The organism is Deinococcus roseus (assembly GCF_014646895.1).
In the GTDB taxonomy this organism is placed as follows: Bacteria; Deinococcota; Deinococci; order Deinococcales; family Deinococcaceae; genus Deinococcus_C; species Deinococcus_C roseus.
Map to the genome: position 1 here is coordinate 194,852 of NZ_BMOD01000004.1, position 16,799 is coordinate 211,650.

General features: G+C 55.7%; 14 protein-coding genes. 11 read left to right on the forward strand and 3 right to left on the reverse strand.

Going from position 1 to position 16,799, the window contains the following annotated elements; translation table 11 throughout:
* Positions 1-43: 43 nt before the first annotated feature.
* The 10 genes from pilM (at position 44) to IEY52_RS08095 (ending at position 10,404) form a co-directional block, all read left to right on the forward strand.
* Entirely contained in the window at positions 44-1,222 is a 1,179-nt protein-coding gene (gene pilM / locus IEY52_RS08050) for a type IV pilus assembly protein PilM (protein WP_189002157.1), read from the forward strand.
* Entirely contained in the window at positions 1,215-1,901 is a 687-nt protein-coding gene (locus IEY52_RS08055) for a PilN domain-containing protein (protein WP_189002158.1), read from the forward strand. Before pilM ends, IEY52_RS08055 begins: the two co-directional genes overlap by 8 nt.
* Entirely contained in the window at positions 1,898-2,554 is a 657-nt protein-coding gene (locus IEY52_RS08060; RefSeq protein ID WP_189002159.1) for a type IV pilus inner membrane component PilO, read from the forward strand. Before IEY52_RS08055 ends, IEY52_RS08060 begins: the two co-directional genes overlap by 4 nt.
* Entirely contained in the window at positions 2,551-3,549 is a 999-nt protein-coding gene (locus IEY52_RS08065; RefSeq protein WP_189002160.1) for a hypothetical protein, read from the forward strand. Before IEY52_RS08060 ends, IEY52_RS08065 begins: the two co-directional genes overlap by 4 nt.
* Before the next feature lie 3 nt (positions 3,550-3,552).
* Complete coding sequence (locus tag IEY52_RS08070; RefSeq protein ID WP_189002161.1) at positions 3,553-5,850, forward strand: type II secretion system protein GspD; 2,298 nt, start codon at positions 3,553-3,555, stop codon at positions 5,848-5,850.
* Positions 5,851-5,947: 97 nt separating this feature from the next.
* The gene (gene aroC / locus IEY52_RS08075; protein WP_189002162.1) at positions 5,948-7,099 is read left to right on the forward strand and encodes a chorismate synthase; all 1,152 of its coding nucleotides are present in this window, start codon (positions 5,948-5,950) and stop codon (positions 7,097-7,099) included.
* A gap of 42 nt (positions 7,100-7,141) precedes the next feature.
* A complete protein-coding gene (locus tag IEY52_RS08080; protein WP_229684685.1) occupies positions 7,142-7,708 on the forward strand; it encodes a shikimate kinase in 567 nt (188 codons plus the stop codon).
* Positions 7,680-8,702 (forward strand): 3-dehydroquinate synthase, encoded by a 1,023-nt coding sequence (aroB, locus tag IEY52_RS08085; protein WP_189002164.1) that lies wholly within the window; start codon positions 7,680-7,682, stop codon positions 8,700-8,702. Before IEY52_RS08080 ends, aroB begins: the two co-directional genes overlap by 29 nt.
* A gap of 137 nt (positions 8,703-8,839) precedes the next feature.
* Entirely contained in the window at positions 8,840-9,274 is a 435-nt protein-coding gene (aroQ, locus tag IEY52_RS08090; protein ID WP_189002165.1) for a type II 3-dehydroquinate dehydratase, read from the forward strand.
* Entirely contained in the window at positions 9,271-10,404 is a 1,134-nt protein-coding gene (locus tag IEY52_RS08095; protein ID WP_189002166.1) for a PQQ-dependent sugar dehydrogenase, read from the forward strand. Before aroQ ends, IEY52_RS08095 begins: the two co-directional genes overlap by 4 nt.
* 3 nt (positions 10,405-10,407) lie before the next feature.
* On the opposite strand, the gene corA is transcribed toward IEY52_RS08095, so the two are convergent.
* Both corA and IEY52_RS08105 read right to left on the reverse strand, forming a co-directional pair.
* Positions 10,408-11,361 carry a magnesium/cobalt transporter CorA gene (gene corA, locus IEY52_RS08100; RefSeq protein ID WP_189002167.1) on the reverse strand — a complete coding sequence of 318 codons (954 nt, stop codon included), beginning with the start codon at positions 11,359-11,361 and terminating at the stop codon, positions 10,408-10,410.
* Positions 11,362-11,462: 101 nt separating this feature from the next.
* Positions 11,463-14,087: a PEGA domain-containing protein gene (locus tag IEY52_RS08105; RefSeq protein WP_189002168.1), complete on the reverse strand. Its 2,625-nt coding sequence runs from the start codon at positions 14,085-14,087 to the stop codon at positions 11,463-11,465.
* Between the two features lie 601 nt (positions 14,088-14,688).
* Here IEY52_RS08105 and IEY52_RS08110 point away from each other — a divergent pair.
* Complete coding sequence (locus tag IEY52_RS08110) at positions 14,689-15,561, forward strand: leishmanolysin-related zinc metalloendopeptidase (RefSeq protein WP_189002169.1); 873 nt, start codon at positions 14,689-14,691, stop codon at positions 15,559-15,561.
* Between the two features lie 7 nt (positions 15,562-15,568).
* On the opposite strand, the gene IEY52_RS08115 is transcribed toward IEY52_RS08110, so the two are convergent.
* Complete coding sequence (locus tag IEY52_RS08115; RefSeq protein ID WP_189002170.1) at positions 15,569-16,741, reverse strand: MalY/PatB family protein; 1,173 nt, start codon at positions 16,739-16,741, stop codon at positions 15,569-15,571.
* Positions 16,742-16,799 lie beyond the last annotated feature (58 nt).

Below are 16,799 nucleotides of genomic sequence, written 5' to 3' on the forward strand. Positions count from 1 at the left end.
TAACAGTGTGTTAAGATCAAGGTAAAGAAATCCCGGAGGTAGCGTGCAAAATTTCTTCAATCAGCTATGGTCGCGGAAGAATGCGATTGGACTCGAGATCGGTGCAAGCGCCATCAAAATCGTCGAGCTGAACCCAGGGTCCCCGCCTGACCTGCTCAAAGCAGTCAGCACCCCCACCCCCAGTGGAACCATGCAAGACGGTCAGGTTTTCGAGCCCAAAGCTCTCGCAGAAGAAATCCGCCGCTTGATTCGTGAACACGAAATCAAGACCAAGCAGGTGATCACCACCATCCCCAACCAAGCCGCCGTCACCCGCAACATCTTTGTGCCAGTCATGGACCGCCGGGAATTGGATGAATCCATCAAGTGGGAAGCTGAAAGGTACCTCCCCTATGCTGTAGACGATGTCGTTCTGGATTATGATCTTCTGGACAACCCCAAAGACGTGCAGAATGACACTGGACAGATGGAGATTGTCATTGCAGCCGCTCCCAAAGACATCATCTACCGTTATGTCGAGGTGTTGAAGCTTGCTGGTCTGGAGCCTGTGGCCATTGATGTGAAGCCCTTCGCAGCTTTGCGGGCACTCAGGGGCAGCCTGATGGGCAGCCACCTCAGCAAGAGCACCCTCACCGGAGGCACCTACTCCGAACAGGGTGAAGTGGCCGTGATGCTGGACATCGGAGCTTCCAGCACAGTGATTGCACTGGTTCGCGGAGATCGGCTCCTGATGACCCGCAACATTTCCATTGCTGCCGACGACTTCACCACTGCTGTGCAAAAAGCCTTCCAGCTGGATTTCTATTCTGCAGAGAATGTGAAACTCCAGTACGGAGCTGCCACCCTCCCCACCGAAGACAACGAAGACCTGCTGGACATCGACACCAGCAGTGACACCTACTCCAGTGCCAAAGTCTACGATGCCATCCGTCCTGTGCTCGCCGACCTGCTCACCGAAATTCGCCGCAGCCTGGAATTTTACCGGGTTCAAGCAGGCGACATCGTGATTGACCGGGTGTGCCTGTCTGGAGGAGGAGCAAAACTGGTGGGTCTTTCCCAGGCCATCAGTGACACGCTGGGTCTTTACGTGGAAGTGGGCAATCCCTGGATGGTCACCAACACCAAAATCGCCAAAATTGATCCCGCCTACCTGAAAGAATTCGGTCCCGAATTTGCAGTTGCACTGGGCCTGGCGGTTCGAGGGGTGAAGGGCATTGATTAAGATCAACCTGCTACCAAAAGAACTGGCGGTGCACCGTGAAACCAACCTGTGGACGGTGGCCGCATTTGTTGTGCCAGTCATCACCCTGGGTGTGGTGGCGGCCATGCACATCATGCGCACAAATGAGGATGCCCAGTTGACTGAAGACCTCACAGTCATGCGTGCAGACCTTGAGGCCCGCAAAGAAGCCCTGAACACCGTGAAACAACTGGAGAGGCAGAAAGCCGAGCTCAGTGTTTACAGCTCTGTTCGCAGCAATCTGGAAGCCCTGTCCAGCGATTGGCGTGGAGACCTGGAGCGCTTCGTCAGTCAGATTCCCACAGGCTCTGCAAACCCCACCATCTCATTGAGCAGTCTGGGGGTCAGCACGCCTACAGCAGCCACTGGTGTGGCTTTTGATGGTCGACCCTCCAGCAAAGTCATGACCATTCAGGGCATCGCCAAATCCAACCAGGCCCTGATTGACTTTGTCAAAGCTTTTGAGGACAGTCAGGATTTTGCCATCCAGTTTCAGAATGCACAAAAACAGGCAGAAAACAATCAGTATGACTTCACAGTCAATGTCAATCTGATCAAAGCCAGTGCCACTGAAACAACACCTGGAACCACCCCCGCAACAACACCCGCCCCATCGGGAACCACCACACCCACCACAACTTCTGGGGGGTCCACGCAATGAAGTTAAAACAAAGAGACATTGCCCTCATCTCTATTGCAGCATCCGTATTGCTGGTGCTGGTCTGGTATTTTTTGTGGTACCAGCCCAAGGGAGATGAAATTGCCAACAAGCAATTGGACAAAGAGAGTGTAGAGCAGGAACTGGCCCGGGCCAAAGCTGCAACTGCCCGACTTCCCCAGCTGATGGAAGATGTCAAACTGCTCGAAGCCGACAAACAGGCTTTTGTTGAAGAGCTGCCTGAAACCCTGCGCTTTGGGGAATTCCTGCAGGATCTGAGACAGATTGTCATTGACTCGGGAAGCACGCTGAACAGCATTGCTCCCACAGCATCCACCCAGACCGATCTTCCTGCTGGTGTGGTGGCTGTCAATGTCAACATGACCCTGGACACCACTTTCCCAGGCTTGCTCAATGTTGTTGCTGCCATTCAAGACCTGCAAAGGTTCTCCACCATCAACAAAATCGACCTGAAACTTACAGAGGTCACCCAGGCCACTGCCAAGAACCCGCCACTGTCCGTAACGATGGCCATGACGGTTTACACCTTTGATGTGAGCAGAGCCTTGCAACAACAGCAACAGCAACAAGAACAAACCACTCCTCCTCAGGACCCCAATGCAACCCCTGCCCCTCAGGGAGGAAACGCATCATGACCGGACCCGTCAACAAATCTCCCGTCTCGCAACCCCTGATCTGGGTGATCGTTGGACTTCTGGCGGTTGCAGGAGGCGGTGCCTATTATGTGCTCAACCAGCAGCCTGCTCCAGATCCAGAAGTCATCACTCCCCTGCCTCCAGTTGATCCCAACACTGGTCCTGTGCAAACGGGCAAACCTCTGGTGGTCAAAGATTTGCCCTTCCTGACCACTGTCAATCGGGAAGTTGATGTGGTGTTGGGGCCTGACACAGAAGCTGGAGTCGGACCTTCAAATCGAACCTCCAACCCGTTCATTCCTGTCACTATCCCTCCATCAACACTGGTTCCTGACACCACCACAGCGGTCAATCCCACCCAGACCATCCCGGATTTCAACACCACACCCATTCCTGTCAACACTTCTCCCACCATCACCATTCCAAACACCAACACCCTGCCCAGCGGCAACACCAACACAGGTGGAATCACCACCACACCTCCCATTGTTTTGCCCAGCACTGGACAGCCTGTCAAAATCACCCCTCCCAGCACCAACGGCACCACGGGCACCACGGGCACCAACAGGGGCAGCAACACCATCAAAGCCCTTCCTCTGCCTGCCCCCAGTGTGGTGCAGCCTGGAACCAGCAGCACAGGGTTTGCAGTTCCTGAGCAAAACACCACAGTGATTTCTGCACCCACGCCAGTCCTGATTTCTTCACTGGTCATTCCTGCACCGCCCCAAAAAGACACCCCGCAGCCCGATGAGCCCGTCACGCCTCCCAAAGAGAGTGAATTGCTCAAAACCGCCAATGAGTTGCAACTGGCCTTCAGTTCTGTGGTCATTGGTCCCAACAGCACAGCCATATTCAACAGCAAAAATGGCTATCTGATGGCTGCAGCAGGTCAAAAACTGGCAGGAACAGACATTCTGGTGAAGTCTATTTCTCAACAACAAGTCACATTACAGCTCGGAGAAGAGACTCTGGAGCTGACTCTGGATAGGCGGTGAGTGATGTTAAAACGTAATCTCCTGGTTTTAAGTCTGCTGGCAGGTGTGGCCTTCGCGGCCCCAATCCTACCCTCTGAATCACGGTTTGATGCTGCTGTCACGGTACAGACAGGCACCAGCGTGAACAACCTGGTGGCGCTTTTGCAGGCGCTGGGGAATTCAGTGGGGCTGACTGTGGTCACCGATGGAATCCCTGCAGACAAAACCATCAACTACAACATTGCCAACAAGCCTTTCCGAGAAGTCTGGGATCTGCTGACCAAACTCAACGATCTGGATTATGAGTTGCTGGGCAATGACATTGTGGTGGTGGGACCCAAGAGTGTGGTGGACAAATTCCGTCCTGCCCCTCCTGCTCCAGTGGTTGAGCCCCCCGTGGTGGTCACTGCTCCTGCTCCTGATCCTGTGGTGCGTGTGTTTTACACCATCAAATCTGATCCTGAGTCTGTCATCAAGTTTCTGCAGGCAGAAGCCAAAGATGTCACCGTCACCCGTTTCGGCAGCAGCAGCCTGATTGCCCTCTCTGGAACGGCAAAACAACAAGCAGAAGTGGCCAGCCTGCTGAGCGTGGTGGACATTGCTCCAGCTGCAGTTCCTCCCGTAGAACCTCCTGTGGTGGTGACGCCCCCCGCTCCTGAGCCCACCGTGCGCCGTTTCTACGCCACCAATCTTCCTGCGGATGAAATTGCTGCTTTCCTGAAAGCCGAAGTGCCCGGAGCAGTGATCAACCGGGTCGGAACCACCCGCACCCTCTCCATCACCGCCACCGCCAAACAGCAAGATGAAATTGCTGCTCTGCTGGTCACGGTGGATCCTGCACCCACCCCTGCTCCTGTGGTTGAGCCTCCTGTGGTTGTTGCCCCTGAACCCACGGTGCGCCGCTTCTACACAGCCAACATGTCTCCAGAAGATGTGATTGCTTTCCTGAAAGCTGAATTGCCTGGTGTGGTGGTCAACCGGGTCGGAACCACCCGCACCCTCTCCATCAATGCCACCGCCAAGCAGCAAGAAGAAATCACGGTATTGCTGGCCACAGTGGATCCCGCTCCCGCCCCTGTCCCTGTGGTCGAACCTCCTGTGGTTCCTCCCACCGAGCCCACGGTGCGCCGTTTCTACACCACCAAACTGGCTCCTGCTGACATCATTGCTTTCCTGAAAGCCGAAGTGCCTGGTGTGGTGATCAACCGGGTGGGCAACACCCAGAGCCTGTCCATCACCGCCACCGCCAAACAGCAAGAAGAAATCACAGCTTTGTTGGCCAGTGTCGATGTGGCTCCTGATCAGCCTGCCCCGGTGGTGCGGATCCAGCAGATCTTCCCCCTCTCCAATGCCAAGGCAGATGACCTGCGGGCCGTGCTGACCCAGACTTTTGTGGCACCTGCTGCCCTCAACCCCACCACCGGGTTGAATGGCAACACCGGCACCAACACCACCACCAGCACCAATACGGGCACCACAGCTGGAGATGGCTTCTCCAGCCCCACCAGCAACAGCAACACCAACAACCAGGATGTTTCCAGTCAGGCTCCAGAAATCATCGCAGATGTGCGCACCAACTCCCTGATTGTGCGCGGCACCCAGAGCCAGCTCAACCAGATCTCTGACGCCATTGCTGCCCTGGACAAACGCGTGCCTCAGGTGAACGTGCAGGTTCGCATTCAGGAAATCACCCACAGTGCTGCCAACAGCCTGGGTCTCAACTGGAGCGCTCCTTTCGGCAACTTCTCCACACTGAACTTTGGCAGTGGCGGCATCAAGTCGGTGTTTAATGCAGCCAGCAGTCTGGTGGGCTTCAACCTGGGAGCCACCCTGGATGCCCTGGAAAAACAGGGACTGGTCAAGCGTGTGGATGACGGCAGCCTGACCCTGCAAAGCGGCCAGACCGAACCTGCCAACATGAAATCCGGGGGCACCCTGATTGTCAGCATCGTGGGCAACGGCACCCAGAAAACCGAGCGCACCCTGGACTACGGGGTCAATGTGGGCATCAGCAACCTGCAGGTCTCCAACGATGGCACCATCACCATGAAAGTGAATGCCAGCGTGAAGGGCTTTGCTTCCACCCCCACCGATCCCACACTGATCAACCTCACCAACAATGAGGCTTCCACCGTGCTGTCGTTCAAGTCTGGCTCCACTGTGCTGCTGGGTGGCTTGCTGAGCACCAGCAAAACCGAAAACACCCAGGGCATTCCTGTGCTCTCCAGCATTCCTCTGATTGGCAGCCTGTTCAAATCCACCACTGTGGAAGACAAAGAAACCCAGCTGATGCTGGTGATCACTGCCAACACCATCGAGTAAAACACTTCAGCCTTTCACCAGAACCTGCCCCTGTGGCAGGTTTTTTGTTTAGAAGCCTGCGAAAAGGCCCTTTGTGACTCATGTTAAGCTGCTTAGCATGAAGTTCTTAACTGCAGGCGAATCTCACGGTCCTCAATTGACCACCATCATTGAGGGGTTGCCTTCCCAGCTTCCCCTGACGGCTGAAGACATCAATCCCTGGCTGGCCAAACGCCAGGGTGGGTATGGTCGGGGCCGCAGAATGCAAATTGAAACCGATCAGGTGCTGTTCATGTCGGGTGTGCGGGCCGGACGCACCACGGGTGCTCCCCTCACCCTGGTGGTGGAGAACAAGGACCACCGCAACTGGACGGAAATCATGAGCCCTGAACCAGGCAATGAACCCCGCAAGAAGTCCCTGACCCGTGCCCGTCCTGGCCACGCAGACCTGGCAGGCGGCATCAAATACCGCCACAAGGATTTGCGGGATGTGCTGGAACGGGCCAGTGCCCGTGAAACCACCATGCGGGTGGCTGTGGGTGCAGTGGCCCTCAAGTTGCTGTCTGAACTGGACATCACCGGGGTCAATTATGTCTCCAGCCTGTGCGACATCGACAGCAATGTGCCTTTCAACTGGGATCTGGTGGATGCCATCGAGAGCTCTCTGGTGCGCTGCCCCGATCCCGAGGCCTCCCAGAAAATGGTGGAGCGCATCGATCAGGCCAAGAAAGATGGAGACACCCTGGGAGGCATTCTGGAGGTGCGTTTCCGCAACCTGCCCATTGGATTGGGTTCGCATGTGCACTGGGACCGCAAACTGGATGGCCGCATTGCCCAGGCCGTGATGAGCGTGCAGGCCGTCAAGGGCGTGGAAGTGGGTTACGGTTTCCGGGGCACCCGCATGCCCGGCTCCCAGGTGCATGACGCCATTTACCGCGAAGATGGCAAGGGCTATTACCGCCTGACCAACGGTGCAGGCGGCCTGGAAGGGGGCATGACCGATGGTGAAGACCTGGTGGTGCGCATCGCCCTGAAACCCATTGCCACCCTGATGTCTCCCCTGCCCTCCATCGATGTGGTCACCAAACAGCCTGCAGATGCTGCTCTGGAGCGTTCTGATACCACTGCCGTGCCTGCTGCTGGCGTGATCATGCAGTGCGTGATTGGTCTGGTGCTGGCAGAGGCCATCCTGGAAAAATTTGGCGGCGACACCCTGCCCGAAATTCAGGAGCGCCTGGCCACCTACCGCGGATTTGTTGCTGAATACTGATGGAGCCAGGCTTATACTGAAAGCCTGACCAGAATGGAACAAATGATGTTCAGTCACACCAAAATGGAACGCCCGGTGCGCTGGCTGGCCCTGGCAGGCTTCATGGGCACCGGAAAAAGCCGGGTGGGATGGGAACTTTCCCGCCGCCTTTTGCTCAACTTTGTGGACACCGACAAGGTGATCGAGCGGATCAGTGGCATGAAAATCAGCGAGATCTTTGAGTGTTACGGCGAGGAGACGTTCCGGGCTTACGAACGGGAAGTGCTGAAACGCACCACCCATCTGGATCTGGCGGTGGTTTCCCTGGGCGGAGGGGCTTTCGTCAACCCTGAAAATCAGGCGGTGCTGAAAGCCCGTGGCCCGGTGGTGGTGCTGCACGCCCAGCCAGAAACCATTTACCAGCGCACCTTCAAAAGTGATCGTCCGCTCTTGAAGGTGGCAAATCCTGTAGAGCGCATCAAAAGCCTGCTCACCGAGCGTGCTCCTGCTTACGCTCAGGGAGACATTCACGTCCACACCGACCACCAGCCCAGTGAGCAGGTGGTGCTGGAAATCATGGAAAAACTCTGGGAGTACCGTCATGCACAAGATTCACGTTCAGGTGAGTGATCCCTACACCGTCACAGTGGGTTTTCAGTTGCTGGAAAACCTGGAATTTCCCAGGAACACCGCACTGATCTACGACAGCAACATCCCCCAGGAAACCCTGGATCGCCTGAAAGACCGGGTCAGTTTGCTGATCCCCCTTCCTGCAGGAGAAGCCTGCAAGAACTTCACTGTTCTGGCAGAGGTGCTGTCCAGATTGGCTGCAGCCAACTTCACCCGGGATTCCCTGGTGGTGGCCCTGGGAGGTGGAGCCACCAGCGATCTGGCTGGTTATGTTGCGGCCAGTTACCTGCGCGGGGTGAGGTTCATCAATCTGCCCACCACCTTGCTGGGCATGGTGGATGCCAGCGTGGGGGGCAAAACCGGGATCAACCTGCCCGAAGGCAAGAACCTGGTGGGTGCTTTCTGGCAACCCCAGAGCGTTTATGCTGACCTGTCCACCCTGCAGAGCCTGCCCCCTCAGGTCTTTAAAGAAGGCATGGCAGAACTGTTCAAGCATCACCTGCTGGACCGGGATGCTCCGGTCAGCAAGTTCTACGAGCTGGAAGATTTGCACAGTGAGGTTTTTGCTGCAGAACTGGCCCGCAGCATTCAGGTGAAAGCCCACATCGTGTCCATTGACCCGCACGAAAAACACGAGAGGGCCTTCCTGAATTTCGGGCACACCCTGGCCCATGCACTGGAAGCCGTGTCCAAACACCAGATCTCCCACGGGGAAGCGGTGGCTTATGGCATGCACTATGCAGCCCACCTGTCCAGAAACCTGGGCGGAGCAGACCTGACCCCCAGAACCCTGGACTTCCTGAAGTGGATGAATCCCGCTCCCCTGCCCAATAGGGATTTTGCTGTTCTGCACAGCTTCATGTCCAGAGACAAGAAGGCCGATTCAGAAGGCATCCGATTCACCCTTTTAAAAGACCATGGTGAACCTTATCTGGCACGGGTTCCTCTGCAAGTCCAGCAGGACAGTTTCCAGGAGTTTCTGCAGGACCTCTGAAGTCTTGATTTTCCATACAGCCAGGGTTTTGCTCTGGCTGTTTTTCTTCCACCTCATGCTTGATCCCGTTAAACTGTCAGGGACACAGCAACACCACCTGCACCATCAAACAACAGGCAACACTTCTGGAGGCACGCATGATTCTGGTTTTAAACGGTCCTAATTTGAACCTGCTGGGCACCCGTGAGCCCACCGTCTATGGTTCCACCACCCTCGCAGACCTGGAAGGCATGTGTGAAAGCTGGGGGGCAGAACTGGGCACCAATGTCACCTGCCGCCAGAGCAACTACGAAGGGCAACTTCTGGAATGGATCCATGAAGCAGAAAGCCATGGTTTCACAGGCATTGTGATCAATCCAGGGGCACTGACCCATTATTCCTATGCTTTGAGGGACGCCATTTCTGGACAGAAACTTCCGGTGGTGGAGGTGCACATCTCCAATGTGGATGCCCGTGAAGAGTTCCGGCACAAATCGGTCACAGCTGCGGTGTGCAAAGGAAAAATCAGCGGTCTGGGCATGCTGGGGTACAAACTGGCCATGGACTACCTGATGGAAACCCATCCCTCATGAAAAAGCTCTGGGGTTGCCTGGGGGTGGGCCTGCTGGGGACGGCCTCTGCAGCGTCTTGTGGGAATTTTCCGGCCCTGAATGTCAAAACCCCCGAAGGTTATTGTGTGGCCCTGGTGCAACAGAACCTCAAATTTCCCAGAGGCGTGCTGGCCCTCTCCAACGGAAACGTGCTGGTGGTGGAAATGGGAGGCTGGGGACACAACATTGGCGCCGTGACCCTGATCACCCCTGGAAAATCCATCAAGCGGTTGCTGACCAAACTGGACCGTCCACACGGCATCCGGCTTGGGCCGGATGGTCTGATTTACGTTGGGGAGGACAGCCAGATCTTCCGTTTTGACCTGAAAAACCCCCCGGCAAAAACCGTGGTGGTCTCTTCGCTGCCCGAATCGGGCCGACATCCTCTAAAGACCTTCATTTTTGATGCCCAGAAGAATCTGGTGGTGAATTATGGCTCTTCCACCGACAACTGCGAGGAGCAAAAAGGGAAAACCTCCTGTGCAGAAGCAGCCTCCCGTGCCTTGCTCAAAAAATTCATCCTCGATTGGAAACAGGACGGTAAACCCACAGGTTCTGTTGTCCTGGCAAAAGGACTGCGCAACTCCATGGGACTGGCATTGCATCCTTCTGGAACCCTGCTGCAAGCAGAAAACAGCAGAGATGCCCTCGCCAGCATCCTGAAACTCAATGACGATGACCTCCCTCATGATGAGCTGAATGTAATCCAGCAGGGGGGATTTTACGGCTGGCCTTACTGTTACGACAACCAGCAGAACGCTCCAGAGTTTAAAGCCTTCAAGTGTCAGAACAGCCTCAAACCCGCAGTGCTGCTTCCCGGACATGGGGCACCTCTGGGCATGGCCTATGCTCCTGAAAATGCTTACCCTGTCTTGCAAAACACTGTGGTGGTGGGTTTGCATGGTTACCGTTCCAATGGCCACCGCATTGTGATGTATTCGGTCAATTCAAAAGGCATTCCCTCTGGCAAACTGCAGGAGGTGGTCTGGGATTGGGACACCAAAACAAACCAGAAACAGGGCGCTCCGGTGGACATCTCTTTTGCCTCCGATGGTGGTTTTTACTTCACCGATGACAAAAATGGCATGCTGCTGAAATTTCAGAAAAAGTGAAGCTCACCACCAGCCTCTTTTTCTGAAGTACCAGCCCAGACCCAGACCCAGCAACAAAAACACCAGCCAGGACAGCAGGTATCCAAAACGCCAGTGCAATTCGGGCATGTGGTCAAAATTCATGCCCCACACTCCAGCCAGGAAGGTCAAAGGCAAGAAGATGGTGGAAACGGTGGTGAGGGTTTTCATCACCTCGTTCATGCGGTTGGACTGCACGGTGAGGTTCACGTCCAGCACACTGGTCAGCACCTCACGGGAAGAATCCAGCGATTCGTAGGTGCGGGTCAGCAAATCCACAATGTCCCTCAGGTAGAGCGACAGTTCCTCGGTGGTGGTGCGGTTGTTCTCTTCTCCGATCAGGCTGGAATGGCGGGCAAAGGATGCCACGCTTTCACGGGCACTGCTGACCAGCCTGCGCGCCGTCATGATCAGGTGCTTGTAGTGAAACACCTGTTTGACCAGGTTCTGGGATTTGTGGTGCTGAAACATCGATTCTTCCAGGGTGTCGGTTTCTTCTTTCAGTTCGTCTGTGAAAGCAAAAAAATTGTCTGCCCCCCGAGAGAGCAGGTTGTAGATCACCCGTTCCTCAATGCCGTGGGTGACGGGTTCAAAGGTCTGCCAGACCTCGTCCAGGTAGCCCACCTCACGCAGGCGCAACGTGACCAGGGTGTCGGTCTCTGGATACCAGAAGATGCTGACCCGCTCGGTGTCATCGTTGCATTTGCCGTTGGGGTTGAGGGTGCGGTACACCAGAAAGGCATGCTCGCGGTAGTATTCAAACCTGCTCCAGTGGCCTTCTGTGAGGGCGTCTTCCAGGGCCAGCGGATTGAAGGTGAAAATGGTTTTGAGGTGGGACAGCTCATCCGGGGTGGGGGCAAGCACATCCACCCATACACTTTCCGGATTCTGCTCCCAGTTGGGCTCATCATTGCTGACCATGGAAACCGCTCGAATCATGGGTCTACTTTACTGTGCTTTGTGGTCAGGGCAAATGAAATGAAATCCAGGCAGCATGAAAAACCCCTCTGGATGTCCAGAGGGGTTGAGTTTTAGAGGTCTTACTTGCTGATGACAGTGGTGGACTCGGACTTGTACTGTTGGTACAGCTGGCCAGACTTGCTGCCAGTGTTCTGCCACAGCACCGTGGAGTTGTAGTTGTCGGGATTGACACCGGCGGGTGCCATGGCATCCACACGGGTGTACAGGGCGGCTCCAGCGCTGAGGGCGAAGGAGGGGGTGAAGGTCAGGGTCAGCTGACCGGTGCCGCTGTTGGCGTTGGTGGTGTACTGGGTGCCGTTGGTCAGCAGCACTGCGGTGGCACTGGTGTAGTCAGAGGTGACCGTACCAGTCTGGGGATCGCGCACAGGGGTGGGATCGAAGTAGACGCGCACGTTGCTGAAGTTGAAGACACCGCCGCTGTTCTGCAGAGGATTGGTCACACCGAAGGCGAAGTTGATCTTGTTGTTGATCGCACTTTCGTTGGAGGTGGTTTCAATCAGGTAGGTGCCGTCGTAGACGGTGGTGGTGCCAGCCACGGTGATGGGGTCAACGGTGTCGACCATCTGCAGCTGCTCGGCCAGGATGGCGCGAACGGTCACACAGGCGGTGGTCTGACCGGTTCCAGCGTTGCCACTGGTGAAGGAAGCCACGTCACAGTACTGTCCAGCGGTGGCTCCTGCGGGGATGGTGCTGGTCAGGGTGACGGTGATGTTGCCGCCTGCAGGCAGGTCCACGGTGGCAGGAACGGTGGTGATTTCGTTGCCACTGCGGCCCACGGTTCCGGTGGTGCCAGCGGGGCTGACGGTGAAGGAACCGCTGCCGAAGTTGACCACTGCGGTGCCGCCGGTCAGCTGACCCAGGAGGTCTTTCACAGCCACGTTGGTTGCAGTGGCGTTGCCGCTGTTGCTCACCACGATGGTGGAGGTGTAGCTGCGTCCGGGGAACAGGTTGTCGGTGGGGGTGTTGGTCTTGACGATGTTCAGTTTGGGGGTGGCCACGATCAAGCAGGCGTCATCCATGCCGGTTCCAGCGTTGCGGCTGGTGAAGCTGGCGGTATCACAGTACTTGCCGTCTTCAGAAGCACGCACTTTGAACAGGAAGGACTTGGTCTGACCGGCGGCCAGATCGAAGGCAGGAGCCACAAAACCATCATTGGCATTGGCGGTGGTTCCGGTGGGCAGCTGGCTGACACTGTAAGGTGCGCTGGCTCCACCATTGAGGTTGTCGGTGACGACCACGCCTGTGGCGGTGGCATCCCCACCGTTGGAGACGGTCACACGCACCGAAGCGTCGGTGTTGGCCATCACGGTCTGGGGATCGGCAATCACATTGCCTGCAGCATCCACAAATTCCTTGATGATGTTGAGTTTGGGGGCACGCACGGTCAAGCAGGCGCTGTCGTTCAGGTCGGTGGGGTTCTGCACTCCGAAAGCACCGTTCACGAAGCTGGTGATGGTTGCCATGTCACAGTAAACGCCGGTGGCGCTGGCCTGTGCAGGGAAGGTGAAGGTGCGGCTCTCACCGGGGGCCAGATCGAAGCTGGCATCGAAGCCATCGGTGGTGTTGGGGGTGGAGTTGGCAGGTGCAGTGATGCCGTAAGCAGCTGCGTTGCCAGACATCAGTTTGTCATTGAGTTTGATGTTGGTGGCTGCACCCTGACCGATGTTCTTGACGGTGACGGTGAAGCTCTTGGCTTCGTTGACCAGGGTTTCCTGGGCGGCAGGATCTTTGCTGATGGTGAGTTTGGCACTGGGAGCAAAGGTCTTGTTGAGCCACTGTTTGGTGATTTCGGTGCCGTTCACGTAGGCAACTGCACGGACCCGTGCGGTGGCGGTGGTGAACTTGGGATCGTGGTTGAGGGCCGTCCAGGTGAAACCGTTGGTGTCGGGGGTGCCGATTCCGGTGCGGTTGTAGGTGGGGTACTGCAGGCTGGAGGGGAAGCGGGCGTTGTTGGGGTTGCCTGCGCGGTTGGTGAAGGTTTCAGCGGTCATGGCATTGTCGCTGATGTACTGGGGGGTCACGCCGCCAGAGTTGCCACCGTCATCGGCTGCACTGAAACGCACACTGCCGGTCTGCTCCAGGATGTCCCAGCGCACAGAAGCGCCGATCACAGGGTAGACTTTGCCGTCGCTGGCTTTGTAGCCCACGTAGCCTGCTGCCAGGTTCTGGGTGTTGGTGGGAGCCACTTCATCCTGCTCTCCAGCACTGGGCTGGCCAGGATCGGTGAAGTTGGTGATGTTGGGGAGGTAAATCCCGCTCTGCTCATTTTCAAGCCAGGCGTAGAAAACAAACCGGCTGCCAGCGTTGTCCACGTCGGCTTTGCTGATCTCGATGATCTGGCCCTGGTCGTTGATGAAGAAGGCACCGCTGATGGCTTCCAGGGTGGGCACTTCCAGGTTGTAGTTCTGGCCTTCCACAAAGGTGTAGGTGCGGGTCTGGGTTTTGAAGCCACCTTTGCTGAAGGTGACGGTGTAGGTGCCGGGAGCCACCTGGGCGAGGTTGGTCACGGTATTGCCAGCAGCATCTTTCACCACGATGGTGTAGCCGTTGGGGTTGGCAAAGTTCACCGATACTGTGGTGGCGTTCACAGGGGGCTGGGTGACGGTGCTGGGGCCTTGTGAACCGCAAGACGCGAGGGCCAACATACCAGTGAGGGCTAACATTCCAATACGGGTCTTTAACATTTTGTCCTCCAGAGAATCATGACGCGAGTGAAGCAGGATCTTAATGATCAGGCTTGTCCCTTATGCTTCTGTCTCGAACATTAGAATTCACCAAGTTCCCATTTGGCAATGTATGATTTTTCGCACTCCTTTACAATTATGACCAGCATGAAGTTTACCTGAATTTAATTTTCCTTTCAGTTCCAGATCAGCTTCTTGCGGGCCTGAAGCATGACTGAATTTCCGCTGAATTTACTCTGCCACAAAATACAATGCTGTCAAACTCAGCAAGAACAGCAACAGTAAAATTGTAATAAATCTTATGTTTATCAAAAATAAAGCCCTCACAGTCAGCACATCGTCCGCTTCAGTTTTAGTTCAGTAATCGGAAACAGCTATCCAGACGTTGTTTGTTGTCATTTTTCTTCTCATTTTTCAAAATTCAGTCCCATTTTTTGTTCTGCATGAAACCCAAAGATTAGAGCCTGTCATTTCCTTCACATGCCAGCATCATGGATGAAAATAAAGAAATCTTTATGCTATGATCATCAATGATTACAGCATAAACACCCGGGCGCTGTCCGGGATGAAGTGCAAGCGATTCGCATTTTGGAGGACTGCTTTGAAATGGAACTGTCTTTCTGTCGTGCTGCTGCTGGGATTCAGCAGCTGTGGAAACTCCAGCCTTCCCGTCACCGGTCCCCAGACCCAGGAGCCTTACAACATCACCCTGGTGTTTGCTGGTGAACCTCTGCTCACCAGCCAGGAAAAAGCCTTTTTCCAGCAGGCCGCCCACCGCTGGGAGCAGGTGGTGGCAAAGGGCCTCCCAGATGTTTCTGGGTCCATCCAGGTGGACGACCTGCTGATCACCGTCACTGCTGCCAGCATGGATGGACCCGGCAGGATCATGTCGCAGTCTGGCCCCCTGCTTCTGCGCTCAGGAAGCAACCTGCCCGTCACCGGAATGATTCACTTTGACCTCGACGACCTTCACATCCGGGAGCAGGACGGCACCCTGCAAAATGTGATCCTCCATGAAATGGGACATGTGCTGGGCATCGGCACCATCTGGAATGCCTACCTCAACTACGACAATGCCTCTGGGTGCCTGCAATCCAGCGACATCGAATTCACCGGGAAACATGCCAACCAGCAGTTTCACCAGCTTGGCGAAGCAGGTTTCATTCCCGTGGAAAACCAGTATGGTGCTGGCAACAAATGCGGTCACTGGGACGAAGAAACCTTCAAAACCGAACTGATGACCGGTTTCTCCACCAGCAACCCCATGCCCCTCAGCAAAATGACCATTGGGGCACTGGAAGACCTGGGGTATCAGGTCAATTATGGCGTTGCAGACACCTATGCCCTCCCCAGGCCTGAACCTGCCCCACAGCACCATTCATTCCAGCCAGATCAGTCATCCCAGCCAGATCAGGAAATACAGGAACTGCTGACCCATCCCCAGGTGCTGCAGCAGGATGCAGGTCAGCAGTAAAATCAGATCAGGCGTTTTGCTGCACTGTCTTTGTCTGTACGGTTTTCACCATCAGGTCGAGGGCCTGGTCCAGAATCTGACGGCTGGTGGCAAAATTGATGCGCACATAACCTTTGTAATCCTTCCCGAAAGCTGTGCCTTCATTGAGGGCCACCCCTCCGGCCAGCAACACCTTCTGGGCTTCTGCAGCAAAGGGGTAAGCATTGAAATCCAGCAATTGCAAGTAAGTCCCTTCTGGAACCGCCGTTTTGACTTCGGGAAGTTCGGCTTTCAGACGGGCGTTCAGGTGGTCCCGGTTGGCGTGCAGGTACTGCACCACTTCACGTTCCCATTGTTGGGCCTGCGTGTAGGCCGCCAGCGTTCCAGCCATGGACAGCACATTGGGCTCAGGCAACATGCCCACGGTGGCTTTGCGCACCCTGGCCAGCAGCTCTGGATTGCGAGAAATGATGTAACCCATCCCCAGACCGGCCAGGTTGAAGGTCTTTCCAGGGCCATACAGGGTCAGGGTCCGGCTTTCCATTTCCGGGCTCAGGCTGGCAAAAACAGTGTGCTCCCCATCAAAAATCAGGTCGGCATGCAGTTCGTCAGAGATCACCAGCAGGTCATGTTTCAAGACAAATTCCGCGAGTTTTTCCAGCTCTGCACGTGAAAACACCCGCCCAGTGGGGTTCTGTGGATTGCACAGCATGAGGAGCCGGGTCTGGGGTGTGACCAGGGATTCCAGTTGCTCAAAATCCAGCTCCCAGGTGTTTTCTTTTTGCAGCATGGGGTTGGCCTGCACCACTCGACCTGTGTTTTCAATGGACATCAGGAAGGGAGGATACACCGGAACCTGGGTAACCACTCCATCTCCTGGCTGGGTCAGGGCCAGCACGCCTGCAAACAGACCCCGCACCACACCAGGAATCAGCATGATGTCTTTGCGTTCAATCTGCCAGCCAAAACGCCCGGACAAGCGGTCCACAATGGCATCCAGCAACTCAGGGTCTCCCCCATGCTGAGGATACCCAATGTTGTGGGTGATGCGCTTCTGAATGGCCTGCTGGATCTCATCGGCAATGGGGAAGTCCATGTCTGCCACCCACAGGGCCAGGGCTTCCTCTCCGAAGTGGTGCCATTTGGCTCCGGTAAATGCTCTGCATTCCTCGACAGTCACTGCATCAAAGCGTTCTTGCATATGAGGATGATAACGCAGGAACAGGCTGTTCATCAGGCTTCAGCTGACAGAAGCCCAT

Coding starts and splice junctions, on each gene's coding strand:
- IEY52_RS08060 (WP_189002159.1), top strand. CDS start 1,898: ATGAAGTTAAAACAAAGAGACATTGCCCTCATCTCTATTGCAGCATCC.
- IEY52_RS08095 (WP_189002166.1), top strand. CDS start 9,271: ATGAAAAAGCTCTGGGGTTGCCTGGGGGTGGGCCTGCTGGGGACGGCC.
- aroQ (WP_189002165.1), top strand. CDS start 8,840: ATGATTCTGGTTTTAAACGGTCCTAATTTGAACCTGCTGGGCACCCGT.
- IEY52_RS08065 (WP_189002160.1), top strand. CDS start 2,551: ATGACCGGACCCGTCAACAAATCTCCCGTCTCGCAACCCCTGATCTGG.
- aroC (WP_189002162.1), top strand. CDS start 5,948: ATGAAGTTCTTAACTGCAGGCGAATCTCACGGTCCTCAATTGACCACC.
- IEY52_RS08070 (WP_189002161.1), top strand. CDS start 3,553: ATGTTAAAACGTAATCTCCTGGTTTTAAGTCTGCTGGCAGGTGTGGCC.
- aroB (WP_189002164.1), top strand. CDS start 7,680: ATGCACAAGATTCACGTTCAGGTGAGTGATCCCTACACCGTCACAGTG.
- corA (WP_189002167.1), bottom strand. CDS start 11,361: ATGATTCGAGCGGTTTCCATGGTCAGCAATGATGAGCCCAACTGGGAG.
- IEY52_RS08080 (WP_229684685.1), top strand. CDS start 7,142: ATGATGTTCAGTCACACCAAAATGGAACGCCCGGTGCGCTGGCTGGCC.
- IEY52_RS08115 (WP_189002170.1), bottom strand. CDS start 16,741: ATGCAAGAACGCTTTGATGCAGTGACTGTCGAGGAATGCAGAGCATTT.
- IEY52_RS08105 (WP_189002168.1), bottom strand. CDS start 14,087: ATGTTAAAGACCCGTATTGGAATGTTAGCCCTCACTGGTATGTTGGCC.